Annotated in this window: 12 protein-coding genes; 9 read left to right on the top strand and 3 right to left on the bottom strand. The window is 38.2% G+C overall.

The window, feature by feature from the left end; translation table 11 throughout:
* Nucleotides 1-10: 10 nt before the first annotated feature.
* Nucleotides 11-1,348 carry a D-serine transporter DsdX gene (gene dsdX / locus DK865_RS12230; protein ID WP_023580799.1) on the bottom strand — a complete coding sequence of 446 codons (1,338 nt, stop codon included), beginning with the start codon at nucleotides 1,346-1,348 and terminating at the stop codon, nucleotides 11-13.
* Nucleotides 1,349-1,571: 223 nt separating this feature from the next.
* Here dsdX and dsdC point away from each other — a divergent pair, with 223 nt between their 5' ends.
* A complete protein-coding gene (gene dsdC / locus DK865_RS12225) occupies nucleotides 1,572-2,516 on the top strand; it encodes a DNA-binding transcriptional regulator DsdC (RefSeq protein ID WP_023580800.1) in 945 nt (314 codons plus the stop codon).
* Between the two features lie 145 nt (nucleotides 2,517-2,661).
* Here dsdC and gss read toward each other — a convergent pair whose 3' ends face one another.
* A complete protein-coding gene (gene gss / locus DK865_RS12220; protein ID WP_109392031.1) occupies nucleotides 2,662-4,539 on the bottom strand; it encodes a bifunctional glutathionylspermidine amidase/synthase in 1,878 nt (625 codons plus the stop codon).
* 601 nt (nucleotides 4,540-5,140) lie between these two features.
* Between gss and DK865_RS12215 the strand changes: the two genes are divergently transcribed.
* The 6 genes from DK865_RS12215 to efeB all read left to right on the top strand — a co-directional run bounded on the left by DK865_RS12215 (nucleotide 5,141) and on the right by efeB (nucleotide 9,710).
* Nucleotides 5,141-5,428: a helix-turn-helix domain-containing protein gene (locus tag DK865_RS12215; protein WP_036911635.1), complete on the top strand. Its 288-nt coding sequence runs from the start codon at nucleotides 5,141-5,143 to the stop codon at nucleotides 5,426-5,428.
* Nucleotides 5,429-5,731: 303 nt separating this feature from the next.
* Nucleotides 5,732-6,289 carry an iron transporter gene (locus DK865_RS12210; protein WP_023580801.1) on the top strand — a complete coding sequence of 186 codons (558 nt, stop codon included), beginning with the start codon at nucleotides 5,732-5,734 and terminating at the stop codon, nucleotides 6,287-6,289.
* Nucleotides 6,290-6,355: 66 nt separating this feature from the next.
* Nucleotides 6,356-6,703: a cupredoxin domain-containing protein gene (locus DK865_RS12205; RefSeq protein WP_036911638.1), complete on the top strand. Its 348-nt coding sequence runs from the start codon at nucleotides 6,356-6,358 to the stop codon at nucleotides 6,701-6,703.
* A gap of 2 nt (nucleotides 6,704-6,705) precedes the next feature.
* Nucleotides 6,706-7,542 (top strand): FTR1 family iron permease, encoded by an 837-nt coding sequence (locus tag DK865_RS12200; RefSeq protein WP_109392030.1) that lies wholly within the window; start codon nucleotides 6,706-6,708, stop codon nucleotides 7,540-7,542.
* A complete protein-coding gene (locus DK865_RS12195; RefSeq protein WP_109392029.1) occupies nucleotides 7,532-8,455 on the top strand; it encodes an EfeM/EfeO family lipoprotein in 924 nt (307 codons plus the stop codon). Before DK865_RS12200 ends, DK865_RS12195 begins: the two co-directional genes overlap by 11 nt.
* Nucleotides 8,445-9,710, top strand: coding sequence for an iron uptake transporter deferrochelatase/peroxidase subunit (efeB, locus tag DK865_RS12190; protein ID WP_109392028.1), 1,266 nt, complete (start codon nucleotides 8,445-8,447; stop codon nucleotides 9,708-9,710). Before DK865_RS12195 ends, efeB begins: the two co-directional genes overlap by 11 nt.
* 64 nt (nucleotides 9,711-9,774) lie before the next feature.
* Here the strand turns inward: efeB and DK865_RS12185 are convergent, their stop codons facing one another.
* Complete coding sequence (locus tag DK865_RS12185; protein WP_109392027.1) at nucleotides 9,775-10,464, bottom strand: IclR family transcriptional regulator; 690 nt, start codon at nucleotides 10,462-10,464, stop codon at nucleotides 9,775-9,777.
* A gap of 231 nt (nucleotides 10,465-10,695) precedes the next feature.
* Here DK865_RS12185 and DK865_RS12180 point away from each other — a divergent pair, with 231 nt between their 5' ends.
* Nucleotides 10,696-13,032 carry a molybdopterin-containing oxidoreductase family protein gene (locus tag DK865_RS12180; protein ID WP_109392026.1) on the top strand — a complete coding sequence of 779 codons (2,337 nt, stop codon included), beginning with the start codon at nucleotides 10,696-10,698 and terminating at the stop codon, nucleotides 13,030-13,032.
* Nucleotides 13,033-13,034: 2 nt separating this feature from the next.
* Nucleotides 13,035-13,586: a 4Fe-4S dicluster domain-containing protein gene (locus tag DK865_RS12175; protein ID WP_109392025.1), complete on the top strand. Its 552-nt coding sequence runs from the start codon at nucleotides 13,035-13,037 to the stop codon at nucleotides 13,584-13,586.
* The last annotated feature ends 1 nt before the right edge of the window (nucleotide 13,587 follow it).

Raw genomic sequence — 13,587 nt, 5'->3', positions numbered from 1 at the left:
TCGTTCTCTTTTATATGACAAAAGAAAGCATAAATGTACCGCCTAATGCGACAAAGGAGGCAATAAAGGTCGCGACACTGTAAAAACGAAAAGTTTCACTTAAAGTTGCATTACAATACTGTTTCACTAACCAAAACAGTGAGTCTGTGACGATGGTACAACCAATAGCACCTGAACCAATTGCTAACGTAATAATTTCAGGGCTAATGTCTGGGTATAGAGGCATTAGTGGTGCAACAATTGCAGTCGCGCCCATCATTGCAACAGTTGCAGAACCAACGGCAGCATGAAGGATAATGGCAACTAACCAAGCCAATAAAATAGGATGCATATCTAAGTTAGAAAGAATTAACGCTAAAGATTCACTTAAACCACTGCCTTTTAAAATGCCATTAAAAGCACCGCCTGCACCAATAATTAATAAGATATTGGCAATAGAGCTAAAACTATCTTCTGTTTTTTTCAATAATGTATTCATGCCCATATTACGGCGAATACCTAACACATAATAAGCAACAAAAGCGGCAATAAACATCGCAGTAATGGGGTTACCAATAAACTGTAATGCAGTATAAACAGATGTGCCTTTAGTCATATTTAATTCTGCGGCTGTTTTTATCAGCATCAGAACAATGGGTAATAAAACGGTAAAGAGTGTGGCACCTAATGAAGGTAAATCTTTTTCTTCCCGAATTTCCATATCAGAAAATTCTTCAGGTACAGTTTTAAAGGGTAAGCGCTCGCCTAACATTTTTAAGAATAAAGGACCACCGACTAAAGAGGCGACCAAACCAACTGCAAGACCCGCAACAATAACGGTTCCCATATCTGCCCCTAATTCATTAGTCACGAACAGTGCAGCAGGATGAGGAGGAACGATACAGTGAACAGCCATTAATGCTGTACATAATGGAATAGCTAATTTTAATAATGAAGTATTTGTTTTTTTCGCAATTGAGAAAGCAAGAGGGATCAGTAATACCACACCCACTTCAACAAAGAGTGTAATACCACAAATAAGACCAACCAATACCATAATAACGTCTGGAGATAACCAACGGCATTTTTGTAATGTAATACCGATGCGTTCTGCCGCACCTGATATTTCCATCATCTTACCAAGAATGGTTCCTAAACCGATAATCGCGGCTAAAAATCCTAACGTACCACCAATACCGTTTTCAATCGCATTGACCATTTCTAAAGGGTTCATCTTCATTGCAGTACCCACAAAGAAGCTTGCCAACAGTAAGGCTAAAAACGGATGAAACTTAAGTTTTATTATAGTAAAAACAATAAGCAATATACTTATTATAAGAGTACCTAGCACCCATAACGTTGAATCCATATATCCATCCCAAATATTTTATTTATTGTTATTCATATTGAATATTAATCATTCTGCACTTACAAATGATGAAAATTTACACTAAGATGAAATCAATTAACTCAAATAAGTGATCAAAACCACAAATAATCACATTATGATGAATAGTGGTATGGTATTTCATCTTAACATTAGCTTGATTGTTAACTTACGTTACTATTAATAACAAAACGAGAATAAAAGAATGTTTGAATCTTCTAGCGTGATTTTAAGAAATAAACGATTATCCAGTTATCAATTAGCAAGACTTCACACTTTTGAAGCAACAGGTCGCCATCTTTCATTCGCTTTAGCGGCAGAAGAACTGTCATTAACCCCCAGTGCCATTAGCCACCGTATTAATACATTGGAAGAAGAGTTGGGCATTAAGCTATTTAACCGCTTTCATCGCCGAATAGAGTTAACAGAAGAAGGTGAGCGAATTTATTGGGCACTTAAAAAAACACTAGAAGATATTAACCAAGAAATTTTAGATATTCATAATCAAGAAGTCTCAGGTATTCTCACTGTTTATTCACGACCTTCTATTGCCCAATGTTGGTTAGTTCCTCGTATTTCAGATTTTACTGAACGTTATCCATCTATTGAATTAAATCTCCTCACAGGAAATGATGATATTAACTTTCGAGGTTATGGTATTGATCTCGCAATCTATTTTGATGATAAGCAACTGCAAAACCTTTATTGCGAAGATTTAATTTCAGAATCCATTATTCCTGTATGTAGTCCTGAATACGCGAAAAAACATGAGCTTATTGGCAATATTCATCACCTTTCTAATTGTACTTTGCTACATGATAGGCAAGCTTGGAGTAATAACTCAGATTTCGACGAATGGCGAGCTTGGAGTGAATATATGGGACTTTCTCTTTTTCCTAATCGTAGCAATATCTGTTTTGATCGCTCTGATCTGGCTGTTATTGCTGCGGTTAACCACTCAGGTGTGGCAATGGGAAGAAAGCGTTTAGTGCAAAAACAACTTGCCAGTAAAGAATTAATCATTCCTTTTGATAATAGTGAGCTTTTTTGTGCTCAACGTTATTATCTTGTCACTCGAAATGAAAAAAATAATGCGAAAGTACAGCTTTTCATTCAGTGGCTGAAAAAACAAATCAAGGAAAGTATGTAATCTTGAGAAAAATGAGGACAATAATTCATCAAGGGGTTAAGAATGTTTTTATCCTTTTATTATTCACTTCAAAATCGACTGTTATTTAAAATAAACCCGCCAATTAAGCGGGTCTATTATTGATTAATTCTAAACGTCTATGATCTTATTTAGCTAAAAAGTGTTTATCTTCAATCACAATTAAAGGTTCAATATCACTCTCTTTTTTAATCACTAACGTTGGATCTGAACGTAAGCAACAACCGCCATAATGCCCACCCACTGTAAAAGTGCAAACTTGGATATAACGATTTGCCACTTTTGGTAAACACCATAATTCTTGGTAAATATTTTCTTGGTGATCAAATTGACCATTGGTCTCATCTAACACATTCTCTTTGTGATCGACTAAACCAATGTTACTACCGCAACGACCCGCTATCGGTTTAACCGCATAACCACTTTGTGCAAGACGAGGCGTTACTGTGAAATCAGTATCTAACAAATAAGGGTTATCAGGGAACAATTGCCATAAAATAGGTAGAATCGCTTTATTACTAGGAATAAGAGTCCAAAGAGGCTCAAAGACGGTAATTTCGGGGCGTAAAAGCACATCGACCAAGCGGACTTCGCTTTCAGGATGTCCGGTACGAATAGGGATCAGGGCTTGTTGATCACTTTCTTCTCTTAATTGGTCTAACGCTGTTTCCCAAGCCCATGTTTTCCAAACACATTCAACAATGCGCTTGTCTGCGTCAATCAATTGACCACGACTATTCCAATGAAGCTCATCTAATCCACGTAAAATTTTACTGTTATAGCCCGCTTGAGTCAGTGATTGTTGCATAAAGAGAGCGTGATAATCTTCTTCTCTATCATCATCTTGAAGAATATGTACGAAAGGTTTTGCATCACAGTGTTTCCAAGCATCCGCTAATGCATCAAGTAAGCGTTCGCCAGGGTTAAAGCCCTCTTTAATTCCACCTTTCTGTGCCCATTTTTCGATGATTAAGCCCGCTTCTGTATGGCAAGAGGCTGAGTCCGCATTATATTCATAAACTTTGACACCTCGTTCATCCATACAAAAATCTAATCGTCCCGTGATCATTTGATGGCGTCTGTTTTGCCATGACAAACGAATACGAGGCCACAATACTTCAGGGATATCGAATAAACGCAGCAAATTATCGTCTTTCAATACTTTTTCAGTTGCATGCAAATACATCAAATGCATTTCATTACTTGCACGAATAAGCTCCTGCTCTGCACTTTCTGAAATGGTGAAATATTCATAACTATCTTGATTGATAATATGACCATGTTGTGCAGAGACATACGCTTTTTCTAGTGGTGAGCTTTCATCTAACCATTTGCCCTCGAACTGACCGTTATTATCCAGTTTTTCGGCATGGATATTGAGTAATTCCGGCGTAATTTTAGGTTGAGGAAGGCTATAAGCATTAGGCTCTGTTTGGATCATCCAACCTAATAGCGTTGTATTATCAAAAGTATCTTGAATAAAGTAGCCGTGATCCGTCACGTTAAGAGGTAATTCTCGAGTCCACTGCTGCCCTGCGGGTAATCTAGTGTGGATAACATTTTGTTCCGCAATACGAATTTTATCTTCGAGCACTTCAGTAATCACAGCAACATGCCCTGTGACTTTAAACTCTCCCCCTTCTTGCCAAATCAGTAAAGCACCTACTGCGGGGGGTTGTTTGCTACCATTAGAAAAGGCTTGTAATGGTAATATATCGTCATCGATGGTTTTACGTAAGAAACGCAGTGAGAAGATCTCATAAGCCATTCCCACATCAGTAAATACAGCCCCATAATGCAAATAGAGAAAACGGCGAGCAAACTCAACACACTGCCACTTGTGCCCCATATATTCATTACCAATATAACTACGGAATGAATCATTAGCGGCATAGTCTTCTTTATCAATACTGCTGTAATCTGAAGAGTAAATCGCGACACCACCAGGCGCATAGCCTAGCAATGTTCCAAATGGTTCATGACGAATGATATCTTTTACATTCATAATCTCGACCTTGACGATAAATAGATAATGACCCTGCAACACTTATAATCTTGCCTAAGTATTATAGTGAACAATCTTAACGCCGTAGCCTATTAGATGTGAATGTAATTTTATAAATTTCAATAAAGTGAAGAGAGCCGTTTGAATTTAACACGGGTGTAAGAAAAAAATTGAGGTGATATAAAAAAAAACTCAAAAATAACCCATTATAAAAAGGCATAACAGGTATTCTCGAGTATAAACACAGTCAAAGAGGGCTTTATCTTTTTTGTTATAGTCTCATTATTTACTCTTTATTAATCATAAATGCGAGCACAAATAACAGATAAAATGGTGTTTGGGCAATATATAGCACTGTTTATCAAAAAAATCTCGACCATCCTGCTAGAAAAAAGAAGAATATCAAAATAGTTTAATGAAAATTAATATCATCTTATAACGTGACAGGTATAAATAATTCATCCTATTAACCGATAACACAGTAGTATGGATTTTACTCATTCAAGCCGGAGTGCTTGTTTATTTTGAAGATCCATCACGGAAACTTGATATTCAATTTATTGGATATTATTGGTGGTTGATAGGAAGAATGAGGTCACTAATGTCAAAGATTTATCCCATCTCTCAAATTATTGGGCATAAAATTCGTAAGCAACGCCAGCAACTTCGCTTGTCAGCAAAGGTTGTCGCTGAACGAGTGGGTATTAGCCAGCAACAATTTTCACGTTATGAGAATGGGCTATGTAAGATTGATGTTGATATGCTCTTTCATATTGCACAAGAGTTAAAAGTCACTCCTGCATTTTTCCTACCGCCAAATGAAGAGCAAGTTTCTACTGTCGCACTGACACAGTCCAAACAGTTTTGGAGTGCGCAAAGTCAAATTTAATATTCTTAGTATGGAAATCTTCTATTTTATCATCTCATTATGATAAATAAGATTTCCATATATCACATTTAATTGAATGATTTCATTAGATATTATCATTCAAGGCTATTAATCCCATTTATATATTCCCATCAGAGCAACAAATTTTTTTCTTTTATAAAAGAAAATGTTATCGCTATTTTCACTGATTTCCCGACCAACTTAAGCGATATTTTTCGTATAGATTATCTCCTATTTCTAATAAAAACTATGTTAATCTTATTAAGAATAATAACAATTATCATTCAACAACAAGGGTTAAACATGAACTATCGCTATGCACTCTCTCTCACTGCACTCTCATTTCTTTCTACGTCTGCTTTCGCTGTTGAGTACCCCGTTGGTCATCCTATTCTTAAAAATGGTATGGAAATTCAAGGGGTTTATCTCCAACCTATCACTATGGATATTGAAGAAAGCCACCATGCGATGAATCACTTGGCTGCTGATAAAGCCGATATCCATTTAGAAGCAGATATTCATGCCACTGAAGATAATCCGAATGGATTTGCTGAAGGTGATTGGATACCTTACCTCACCATTGAATACACCGTAACAAAATCCGATGCACCTGCAAAAAAACAGCAAGGTACGTTTATGGCGATGGTTGCCAATGATGGTCCTCATTATGGTGAAAACTTAAAGCTGGATGGAAATGGTCAATATAACGTGACCTATAAAATTTACCCGCCTTCATACAACAAAGATATCGCTTTTGGTCGCCATATCGATAAAGAAACGGGTGTTTCACCTTGGTTTGAACCCTTTGAAGTGTCATGGGATTTCACCTATAGCGGTACGGGTCGTAAAGGTAGTTACTAATTAGCTTGATAACGGATAAATCCCTCTTTGGATTTATCCTTTTTCTCTTTTTTAAGTGAAATGCTGATGATAAAAATTCTCTCTAAATATGCATTGCTACTGCTGTTAATAGTGTCATCTTCTGTTTTTGCAGCAGAGAAATACACCGTTGAATTAGAAATGAAAGAGGGTGAGCTTATTCCTCAAGTGCTTGAAGTCCCAGCTAAAACGCCCATTAGAATAAAAATTCGTAATACAGGCACAAGCCCTGTTGAATTTGAAAGTACACAGCTACGTAAAGAAAAAGTATTAGCACCAGGGGCAAATTCTGTCGTTGTAATCGCACCACTAAAACCAGGTCGTTACACCTTCTTTGATGATTTTCACCTTTCTCATCCTCAAGGTGAAATTGTTGCAACTGAAAAGGCAGAGTAAATATGGGACAAGTTCTGTTTGTTGTTTGGCGAGAAAGTTTTGAAGCGCTATTAGTGGTGGGCATTATTTATGCGTGGATAAAACGTTCACCAGCACCACAACAAGGTATGAAATATTTATGGGGTGGCGTGGTAGTTGGATTATTTCTTGCCATTATTCTAGCGCTGAGTATTTATGGCGTATTTAGCTCACTTGAAGATATGTGGCAATCTCTATTTATGATCGTAATGGAGATCCTCGCTTGTGTCCTGATTGTGCAGATGGTTTATTGGATGAATGGGCAAGGAAAATCATTAAAAGCAAATATAGAAAATGAACTCACCCAAAAAACACAACAACAAAGTGCATGGGGGATTTTATTGATTATTGCCATTGCGATTGCCAGAGAAGGTAGCGAAGTGGTGGTTTTCCTTTCTAGTCATATTATGGTTCTCAATGCACAAACCGCACTGCCTTTCTTGATTGAGGTCTTTATTGGTTTACTTGTTGCCGCATTTACATTATGGCTATTTTTGCTAACGTCAAAAGTTATTTCATGGCGCTATTTCTTTACTGTAACCGGATTTTTATTACTCTTTCTTGCTGTTTCTCTGTTATTAAAAGCCGTAGAAGAAATTGCAAATCTATTGATTGAAATGGATTTTGAATTACCTGATTTCTTTATTTATCCACTTTGGAATATTAGCGATATTCTTGATGATTCCAGTGTCTTTGGTAATTTTTTAGTTTCGTTTTTTGCTTATCGCTCTCAACCCATTGGGCTAAGTGTAGTGACATTTATTATGTATTGGGTGGTTGTTGCACTGTTATTTAAGCGGGGTGCTCGCCATGCTAAATAATGCAAAATCAAAAAGTAAAAATACCCTAGCATTTCTATTTATCTTGTTATTTTCTTTTCCTGTTTATGCCGAAAAAGTTATTCAAGGTATTATCCAAGATAGCGAAAATATCATTATTGCTAAAGGGGATATCCCTACACCGAAAAAGTTCGAAACTAATATTTTAAATTATCGAGAAAAGGCTGTTGAACAATTAACACTCGTTGAAAAGTCGCTCAATAAATTAATCAAAAATAGTGAAAAAAATCAGCTTATTAATGCACAAAATGCTTATCAACAAGCGCATTATCATTATGAAGTGATCCGCCCTATTATCGCCCTTTTTGGTACAAGCGAACGTTTATTGAATAATCGAGCGGATTTCTTTCTTGAAAGAGAAAACTCACCTCGTTTTTCCGGATTTCATTTAGTTGAATATCAACTGTTTAAATTAAAAGATCCTCAAAAAGCCGCAGAGTCAGCAAAAGCCCTTTTAAGAGGCATTAATGACTTAAAAAAACGAGTCGCAATTGAAGATATTCCGATCCCTAAATTGGTTCAGTCTGCGGGTGATAACTTAGAGTTTATTTTAACTGACAAACTCGCGGGTGTTGAAAATCAATATTCACACAGCGATCTGGGTGATGCTTATGCCAATTTATCTGGATCGCGCTTAATCGTAGAGATCTTATCTAATCATATTCCAACGACTGAATATCAACTGCTTATCAAACAATATGACGATATCGATGCTCTGCTTCTAAAATATCAGCGTGATGAAGGTCTATTCGAACCTTTAACTGCGCTTCCTGAAACAGAAAAAAGTTGGCTTTTTTCTCAAGTGACACAATTAGCAGAGCAAGTGGCAAACTTACGTAGCACGCTCAATATTGATGTTTACTATCACTATAAAGAAGCAAGTAATGAAAAATAAAACGCTCTTTAAATCCCTATCAAAAAGTCCTGTTAACCTCAATAAACGCGCAACGTTAAAATGGTTGGGAGGAAGTCTATTACTCGCCAGTATGGGAGCAAAAGCAGTCGAAAAACAATGCGCTTCATCAGTACCTCGTTATCAACGCGCTATTGCTTATTTAGGTAAACATCAAGCGGGTGTTATTACACCAGAACAAAAACATGCTTCATTTATTGCGCTTAATCTGACAGTAACAAATACCGATGATATAAAAAGAATATTCACAATACTGACACAACGAATTGCATTTTTAACTCAACCCAGAACACTTCAACAAAGGGCTAATCCACATCTTCCTCCTGCTGAATCGGGTATTTTAGGAACACAATTACACCCCGATGAATTAACCGTTACCGTCGCTTTAGGCGACAGTTTTTTTGATAGTCGTTTCGGTTTTCAAGCTAAAAAGCCTAAGCGCTTAGAACCAATGAAACCGTTTCCTAATGACCGACTCGATCCTAAATGGTGTGGTGGCGATGTATTATTGCAACTTTGTGCGAATAGCCAAGAAAGCGTGATTTATGCATTAAGAGATATTTTAAAACATCTGTCAGGAAAGGTTTATGCGGTATGGAAAATCGATGGTTTTCTTCCTGCTCGTGATATCGATAATCAACAAACACCGATTAATCTTTTTGGCTTTAAAGATGGCTCAGGCAACGCGCCTTCTTCAGATAATCATTTGATGGATGATCTTGTTTGGATCACCGAGAAACAAAAAGAGCCACAGTGGTGTTTAGGCGGAAGTTATCAAGCTGTTCGCCTTATTCGTTTTGCTTTAGAATTTTGGGATAGAACACCTCTTGAAGATCAAGAGAATAACTTTGGTCGCCATCGTTCAACAGGAGCGCCAATAGGTATGAAGCAGGAGATGGACGATCCGCAATTCGAAAAAGATCCCCACGGTGACAGAGTGCTATTTGATTCTCATATGCGACGAGCTGAACCAAGAAATCCAGAGCGCTACAGTGCAAAATTACGCCGACGTAGTTATAGTTACTCATTAGGATTAACGCTTTCGGGTCAACTCGATATGGGACTGATCTTTATCTCCTTTCAAAATAACCTTAAAAAAGGGTTTATTGATACCCAAAAACGTTTAGATGGTGAACCCTTAGAACGTTATATCAAACCTTTCGGTGGTGGTTATTACTTCGTGTTACCCGGTATATCTCAAGAAGGTGACATTCTAGCAAAAGGACTATTCGATTAATCAACACACAATTTTAGGCACTTGGCATTTAATACCAAAGTGCCTAAATAAGTGCTTTAGCAAATTAACGGGAGAAATGTGCCATTTTTGCTTTTAATGCATCCCCTAGCTCTATTTGCCTTTCAGGTTCAATAAATCCCATCGTCAATGCTGCCGCCACCATTTCCCCTTTTTTATTCAGTACAGGACATGAAATAGATTGTGCGCCAGGAATACCTTCTGCGGGTTCATGACGAATAGCAAAACCTTGTTGGCGAATAGCATTTCGCTGCTTTTGTGATAAATCTGCTTCGATCAGTAAATCACTAAAGGAGGCAAAAACAGCCCCCGCAGCACTGATTTTATGAGGAACCGGCGTATCCGGTAAAAAATCAATATCTACATGTTTAAAACTGCGGTTGTAACGCGTTAAAAACAGTTGATTACCTTGCGATATCACCAATCCCGTAGACATATTATGTTCGTCTCTAAATTCACATAATAGTTGATTAATTTCATCTATAATGGATTGCGGTTTTGGTGTCGCCTGAGCTAATAAAAGAATTTTACTCCCCAAGCAATACTGACTTCCTTCACTTTCTTGATACAACATTTCTGAGCGACAAAGTGAGACTAAATACTTATGTAAGCGACTTTTTGAAAGCGAACAGGCTTTTGCAATATCTGACGATCGGGCAATACCTCCATTCGAAGCAATAAATTCAAGAATGGTAATAGCGATATCAACCGAGTTAACTCCTTGAGAATTCTGCATTTATTTTTCCCACACCTATCCGTTATTTACTTTATTTTATGACGATATCCCATTATTCTTTTTTTGTCATTTTTACTAGTTTATTTCACTAAAACCTTATTTTAAATAGGGCTTTTAAATCATTTTCTATCGATTATTTTCTTTGTCTATTTTTAGATGATCTAACTCAAGGTTAACTATATATGAATCGGGTTTATATATAGTTAACTTTTCTTGTGCGTGAGAATGTCTATGTCTAAAAATCAAAAATGGGAATTAAATAGAAGAACATTGTTAAAAGGAATGGGCGCCATTGGCGTGGCTGCTCTTTCTCCTAACGCGTTCAGTCTCGTTAATGAAAATAACCCCATATTTAACCAGAAACCACGGATCAAATTATCCGAATATAAAACATTTCGTTCAACCTGTGCGATGGAATGTTTGCACTGTAACCTAACAGCTTTTACACATAAGGGAAAACTTATCAAAATCGAAGCCTCGGAAGGCTTTAATGTGAAATGCTGTTTACGTGGAATGAGCCGAACCAAGTGGGTATACCATAAAGATCGTCTCACCACACCTTTATTACGTGTTGGCGAAAAAGGAAAAGCTGAATTCAAACCCATCAGTTGGGATGAAGCACTTGATCTTATTGAAAAAAATATCAGAGAAACCATTGATAAATTTGGCAATGAGGGGCTATTTATCTCCACTCATGCTGGCAACATGGACTCAATTAAAAATGATATGGGTAAGGCGTTTTTCGATTACTTAGGAGGTTCAACAAAACAAGCGGGCTCATTATGCTGCTCTGCTGTCACGGCGGCAATGATCCCAATGGTGGGTCTACGCTATGCAGATACTCGCGATACAGTAAAAGAGAGTCGCTATATTCTTTGTTGGGGTAATAACCCTGCCGTCACGATGCAAGCCTATTTTAAAAACTACAACCAAGCTCGCCGCAATGGTGCCAGAATGGTGGTTATTGATCCTCGTTTTAATGAAACTGCGGCTAAAGCCGATGAATGGATACCGATTGTACCCGGTACAGATACTGCGCTCGCATTAGGTATGATCAAAATTATCATTGAAGAAAATCTCACCGATAAGCCTTTTTTACGGGCGCATACCGGTGCCGTTTATCTTGTTAACTCACAGCAAAAGCTATTACGTCAAGCTGATGATGACCAAGATAGCTATCTGGTTTTTGATACCTTAAGTCAGCAACTTGTTCACCATGAGACACCCAATATTGTTCCTGCGTTAACTCATGATGAACTTCCTGCTAATGCTGATTATATGACTGTCTTTGAGCAAATATATCAACAGGCACAACCATGGACGGTCGAAAAAACCAGCCAAGAAACAGATATTCCCACAGCGACAATTATGCGTTTAGCGCGCGATTATGCCACCACTAAACCCGCGATGATTGTGCAAAATATGTCAGGTGCTCAACGAACTGAGTTCGGTGCTTATGTCGCAGCCAGCCAGTTTTATCTGGCTTTATTAACTGGCAATATTGGTAAAAAAGGTGCTGGAATTTGTGACGCAGGGGGGGCTCGTCAAATGGCAAAATTTAGCCCAATTATTCCACCAGCCCCGAATGCAAAACCCATTAAACCTATCCCTGTCGCAAAAGTCGGTGATTGGATTGTCAATGAAAGACCACATCCAATTCACTTTTGGTGGATCATGACAATGGGTGTAATGACGCAACTTCCTAACACGAATATGGTGCGTAATGCGCTAAAAAAAGTCCCTTTTGTGGTTGTCGCTGATAACTTGATGTCATCCACGGCTCTTTATGCCGACCTTGTGCTTCCTGTTACCACTATTTTTGAAGATACCAGTTTAATGGCAGGTGTTCGTAGTCAATATGTACAACTCATGGAAAAAGCCGTTGAACCACCGGGAGAAGCAAAACCTGATTATTGGATCTTTGCTCGTCTTGCTGAGCGTTTTGGTTTTGGTGAAGTCTTTAATCAACCCATTGAACATTATATTGATGCTTGCCTCAACGGTTCTGGCATTACGCGTGAAATGCTTGAAAAAGGCCCAGTTCGCCCAGTTGAAGGCGATTGGGTCCCCTTTAAAGATGGCATTTTCCGTACTTCAACGAAAAAAGCGCACTTCTTTATTGAAGAGTGGCAGAGTAAAAATTTCTCCCCGATTGTCACCTATTACCCTGTAAAAGAGTCCATAAAAGGCTCCCCTGAACTGGCAAAAAAATACCCATTAATGGCAGTACAACGCAAACTTGCCCGTAGTGTTCACTCCAGTCATGGCATGAATGAATGGATCTTAGAAGTACAGCGCAATCAGCCTAATATGCTTATTCATCCTAATGATGCCTTAGCTCGCGGCATTAAAGATGGGGAATGGGCTATCGCCTTTAATGATCGAGGGGAACACCGCGCGATTGCCGTTGTGACCACCCATATTAAACAAGGTGTTATCTCACTAGACAATGGATGGTGGGAGCAACAAGGTGGGAGTAGTAGCCATGTCACCAATGATCACGTCGAGCCTTTAGGTAATGGTCATTGTTGTAATAGCACCTTAGTTAACGTAAGACGGGAGGCATAATCATGGCGAAGAAACAGTATGGTTTTCTGATAAATGCCAAAGATTGCTACGGTTGTCGCACCTGCTCTATGGCTTGTAAATCTGAAAATGTCACACCACCCGGCGTGCTATGGCGTCGTGTTCGTGAATTCAACGAAGATCAACCTAATGCTCAAGCTTTTATTACTATGTCTTGTAACCATTGTGATGATCCACAATGCCTGAAAGTCTGCCCTGCTGACACTTATACCAAGCGTGAGGATGGTATTGTCGTGCAAGATCATGACAAATGCATTGGTTGTCAGATGTGTATTATGGCCTGTCCCTATAATGCACCTGTTTATGATCCCGTTGAAGGCAAAACCAGTAAATGCAATATGTGTGCAGATAGACTGGATGAAGGCTTGAAACCACGTTGCGTCGAATCTTGTCCTACGGGGGCCATCGAATTTGGCGAAATTGAAGATTTACGTCAAAAACATACAACAAATTGGGCTTTATTGGAAAAACGCTATGGCGTTCCTGATCACACCATCAGTAATCCTAATATTGTCATTATTGGTATGGAGGATTAAT

It is taken from the genome of Proteus cibi (genome assembly GCF_003144405.1).
GTDB lineage: Bacteria > Pseudomonadota > Gammaproteobacteria > Enterobacterales > Enterobacteriaceae > Proteus > Proteus cibi.
The sequence above is the reverse complement of the archived record's forward strand: the minus strand, read 5'-3'. Positions and strand labels throughout refer to the sequence as shown.

Excerpts from the sequence above, each read along its gene's own strand:
- DK865_RS12175 (WP_109392025.1), top strand. The coding sequence starts at position 13,035 with ATGGCGAAGAAACAGTATGGTTTTCTGATAAATGCCAAAGATTGCTAC.
- DK865_RS12185 (WP_109392027.1), bottom strand. The coding sequence starts at position 10,464 with ATGCAGAATTCTCAAGGAGTTAACTCGGTTGATATCGCTATTACCATT.
- DK865_RS12205 (WP_036911638.1), top strand. The coding sequence starts at position 6,356 with ATGATAAAAATTCTCTCTAAATATGCATTGCTACTGCTGTTAATAGTG.
- gss (WP_109392031.1), bottom strand. The coding sequence starts at position 4,539 with ATGAATGTAAAAGATATCATTCGTCATGAACCATTTGGAACATTGCTA.
- efeB (WP_109392028.1), top strand. The coding sequence starts at position 8,445 with ATGAAAAATAAAACGCTCTTTAAATCCCTATCAAAAAGTCCTGTTAAC.
- dsdX (WP_023580799.1), bottom strand. The coding sequence starts at position 1,348 with ATGGATTCAACGTTATGGGTGCTAGGTACTCTTATAATAAGTATATTG.
- DK865_RS12200 (WP_109392030.1), top strand. The coding sequence starts at position 6,706 with ATGGGACAAGTTCTGTTTGTTGTTTGGCGAGAAAGTTTTGAAGCGCTA.
- DK865_RS12215 (WP_036911635.1), top strand. The coding sequence starts at position 5,141 with ATGTCAAAGATTTATCCCATCTCTCAAATTATTGGGCATAAAATTCGT.
- DK865_RS12210 (WP_023580801.1), top strand. The coding sequence starts at position 5,732 with ATGAACTATCGCTATGCACTCTCTCTCACTGCACTCTCATTTCTTTCT.
- DK865_RS12180 (WP_109392026.1), top strand. The coding sequence starts at position 10,696 with ATGTCTAAAAATCAAAAATGGGAATTAAATAGAAGAACATTGTTAAAA.
- dsdC (WP_023580800.1), top strand. The coding sequence starts at position 1,572 with ATGTTTGAATCTTCTAGCGTGATTTTAAGAAATAAACGATTATCCAGT.
- DK865_RS12195 (WP_109392029.1), top strand. The coding sequence starts at position 7,532 with ATGCTAAATAATGCAAAATCAAAAAGTAAAAATACCCTAGCATTTCTA.